Raw genomic sequence first — 4,003 nt, 5'->3', positions numbered from 1 at the left:
CCCCCGGGCGAAGTGCACGCCGAGTTCCAGGAATTGCAACTCACGGCATGAATTGCTCGGCCAGACCCTGTCCGAAAAACGCGAGGCCCCTCACTCCCAGTTCAGGCGGCATGTTGGTACTCGTCGAGGATGCCGCCAACTCGTTGGCGTCGTGGTATGTCGAGGTGGGTGATCTGCTCAAGGTCGCTGATCGGCGTCGGCAAGGGGTGCAGCGGGCGGGCGTTGGCCATGCCCTAGTGGGGCCGGTGGGAGTTGTCAAAATCTTCGAACTCCCTCAGCGCGTGGAGCAGATGCCGCTGGTTCCAGATCAAGGTACGGTCCAGCAGTTCGCGCCGGCAGGTCTGCACCCACCGTTCCGTGATCGAGTTCATGCGGCATCCGTACTCCGCTTAGCACCACCTCGATCCCCGCATCGTTGAGGACGCTGTCGAACAAGACGGGAAACTTCCCGTCCCGGTCCCGGATCAGGAACCTGACCCGGCAGCCGACGTCATCGAGCTCCATGACGAGGTTCTTCGCGACCTGCGTCACCCACGTGGCGGTGGGGTGCGTGCGCGGTGGCGCCGAGGATCCGGATCCGGCGGCTGGCGTGCTCGATCACCGCAAACACATACATCCGCGCCCCGGACAGGGTGACCGTCTCCAGGAAGTCGCAGGCCAGCAGGGCATCAGCCTGGGAGCGCAGGAGGTGAGCCCACGTGCTGGTAGCGCGTTCGGGTACCGGGTCGATCCCGGCTTCCCGGAGGATCTCCCAAACGGTGGAGGCAGCGACAGTGACGCCCAGGACGAGGAGTTCACCGTGGATACGGCGATATCCCCAGTTGGAGTTCTCGCAGGCGAGCCGCAGCGCCAATAGCCGGATGGAGCGCACGGTGCGCGGCCTGCCCGGCCGTCTGGGCCGGGAGCAGGCAGCATGCTGGCGTGTGATCAGATTGCGGCGTCAGGCGCAGCACCGTGTCCGGACGCACCACCAGCCGTATCCCGCGCAGCACCTGCACGGGCAGGCGGTGCAGCAGCGCCGCCAGGAACGCGCGATCGCCCCGCAGGATCTCCGTGTCCTTGTCCCGGTCGCTCATGGGCGGCAGGCGCAGCTCGGCGAACGCGTTCGCCACGGTCAGGTAAGCCAATCGCAGCAGCACGACCGGTCATCATGCCGGGGTGATCGCCAGACGCGCGAGATTACCGATCCGAGCGTCCGCGCTCGAGACCTTGCGCCTCCCGCACACCGGCTCTCACCTGGGTGGATGAGATTTTCGGCAAGGACAGGGCTCAGTTGGTCCCGGCGTTGTATCGGTGGTCGCCGAAGAATCCGATGACGAGCTGACCGCTCCTGTTGGTGTCGTCGAGATAGTGCAGTCGCGGCGCAGGAGGAGCACCGTCGCCGATGCGAATGTGCTCGAGCATCAGGACCTTACCTGAGGGGTCGATGTGCTCAGGGACGCGGAGGGTTCGTTGCGTCTTGCCTCGGGGGCTGCTGCTGGCGGTCTGTCCCTCACTGAGAATCACCTTGTCCTCAGCCAGTAGCGGGAACGGCTGGCTCGTGCAGTACGCCTTAAGGTTGGCCAGCTCGGGACCCGCCCGACCACGCGCCTGAGCGAGGTCCTTGGTCTCGGCGTAGGCCTGCATGGTGGCCAGGGTTGCCGCCAGTCGGTCACGCCAGCGCGGGGCCTTCTGGTGGTGCTCCAGCTTCTTGGTCTCATCCATATCTGCAGTGATGACGAGCGAGGAGCAGTGCCGCTGCGCTTGTTCGAGCACGCCTTGGAGGGTGGGCGCATGCAGCCGTGCCTTCAACGCCTCCGCGTCTCCTGGCGGCTGCTCGTCGTCCCTCCGGCGAGGCTGCAGCCGGGCAATAGCGGCATCGCGTGCCCGCAACGCCGCGTCCCGCTCCTTCGTCGCAGTGTCCAGCAACTGAGCGAACGTGTCTCGGTCCTTCTCCGTTGCCTCAAGCCGCGTCTGGAGTTCGGATCCCTCAGGCGGCGGCGGAAGGCTCGCCGCTGCTTGTACCAGGTCAGGAATCATGGAGTTAAGCTTCGCTTCGAGGTCCGGCCCTTCATCAAGCAGCTTGGAGCATGCCCTCAACCGCGCCTCGACCTCACGACGTCGACCGCGCTCCATATCGGCGAGCCGCTTGTACTTGTCTGCTTCCCTCTTGTAGAGCTCGACCAGCTTCTTGGCTGCGTCGGCGGCCTCCTTGCCCACTTCGACGGCCTCTTCCAGCACGCGACCCACTTGGGCGCGAGATTCTTCGTCGCGGGCTCTATCTGCTGCCGGGCCGAACGGACTGGACATCGACCTCACCCCCCAAGTTTCAAAGCCAAAATGAGCATAGGGGTAGTGCGAGTCCCGAGCAGCGTGCGCTGCAACCAGTCCACAGGTGGGCTACCTGCAGCCACCTCCGCGCGAGTCGACTACCGATCCCACTTCAGCCTGGCGGGCTGCGATATGTGAGAGCCTGGGCACGGACCCGGTCCGTACGCCGCGCTCTGCCGGGTGCCGCGCGGCACCCGGCAGGCGAGTAGGCCCTTACCCATGATCACGTCGGCTCGCAGTGTCTTCCCCGTCCGCCCTTCGCCGACCCTGCCCACCTCAACGGCATTTCGGGACACAAGACCGATCCGAGCTGGCGTTGCTCGCCCGAGCAGGCCTCTCCGGGATAGTGAGGCTTCGTTTGTCTCTGTACGTGAGACACCGCATCGGAATCGTCCGTGCGACTTGCTGCTGCCCAGACGCGGATCAGGTTCACCGCATTTAGCTCCGAGATGAAATTCGCGTCGATCCAGAACACGAGTGGCCGGTTAAGCGGCCGCATGTCAGGATCGGACTGTGCCTGCTTTCCTGGACGCCGCCGAGAGTTCGAGGTGCCCTGCCGTGCCGCCCCCCAGGATGCGGCGGGTGGTGTTCGTTGCGTTGCTGAGCTCGGACGGGCGGCTCGCTCTGGTGGCAGACGACCTGCCTGGAGCTGTTCCCCGATGGGTGCTCCCGTCAGGATCGGTCCGAGCCGCAGAGCCCTACCGTGAGGCGGCAGTGCGCGTACTCCGCGATGCGGTCGGCGCAATGCCGGTGCACGGGGGCGCCGTTGAAGGATGCCGTTGGGCTCAGGTGCCTGTGCCCATAGGCCGGAGCCGTCGAGAGGCGCACGTGTTCATCTTTCGTCTCGCTACGGCTGGTGCTCCGCCGGAGCATCTGCCCTGGGGAGCGACACGCTGGGCGGGGCCTGAGCAGTGGCAGGAGTTGTGCACACGGTGCGATCTGCCAGATGTGGATGTGCTGTTGACGGGATACCTGGAGGGGTGGATCCCGGACGGGCGGATCACGTTGGGGCCTTGAGCCCTGGCACCTCGGCGCCCGCTGTCACGCTGCCCTGGCGATCGTGGTGGCGGTCTCCTGCAGGGCCGTGGCAATCGCTGGCATGTCCTGTTCACGCAGACGTACGGCGGGTGCGTACACGGAGATCGCGGCGAGCGGTTCCCCTATGCGGTTGCGGATGGCCACGCCTACGCCGTGCAGGTCGTGTGCACTTTCCTCGAGGTCTGCCGCCCATCCCCGGACTCTGACTTCCTCCAACTCCACCTCAAGCAGCGGCCACTCAGTGATGCTTCCTGCCGCCGTGGCAGGGAGCGCGGCCGGGAGTGTCGCGCGTACATCTGCCGGGTCGCGCAGCGCGAGCAGAGCCTTGCCCGCCGCTGTGACGTGGGCGGGGAGCTCCTGTCCGAGCGGAACGCTGACGCGCAGGACATGCCGGCACTCGACTCCGTCGAGTAGTCGGACGACGGCCGCATCCAGGGAGTACAGGCACACCGTCTCCTGCAGCTTCTCGGAGAGCTCCTCCAAGGGTCTGCGCGCCTGTCGTCGGACATCCAGCTGGGCGATCGCGGCCAGGCCCATACGTACGAGCTGCGGCCCCGCTGAGTTGAGGGGCCTCGCGTTTTTCGGACAGGGTCTGGCCGAGCAATTCATGCCGTGAGTTGCAATTCCTGGAACTCGGCGTGCACTTCGCCCGGGG

Annotated in this window: 2 protein-coding genes and 1 pseudogene; all 3 read right to left on the bottom strand. The window is 66.1% G+C overall.

Annotation, left to right across the window (positions count from 1 at the left end):
* Positions 1 to 101: 101 nt before the first annotated feature.
* Positions 102 to 1,139, bottom strand: a pseudogene (locus ACZ3TS_RS42575) (integrase).
* A 130-nt stretch (positions 1,140 to 1,269) separates the two neighbouring features.
* Positions 1,270 to 2,220, bottom strand: a complete 951-nt coding sequence (locus ACZ3TS_RS42570) for a hypothetical protein (protein WP_467628519.1) — start codon at positions 2,218 to 2,220, stop codon at positions 1,270 to 1,272.
* A gap of 1,131 nt (positions 2,221 to 3,351) precedes the next feature.
* On the bottom strand, positions 3,352 to 3,885 hold the full coding sequence (locus tag ACZ3TS_RS42565; protein WP_467628516.1) for an IclR family transcriptional regulator: 534 nt from the start codon (positions 3,883 to 3,885) through the stop codon (positions 3,352 to 3,354).
* Between the last annotated feature and the right edge of the window lie 118 nt (positions 3,886 to 4,003).

The sequence above is a fragment of the Streptomyces sp. NPDC022910 genome (genome assembly GCF_055561075.1).
This window is presented reverse-complemented; position numbering and strand designations above follow the sequence as displayed.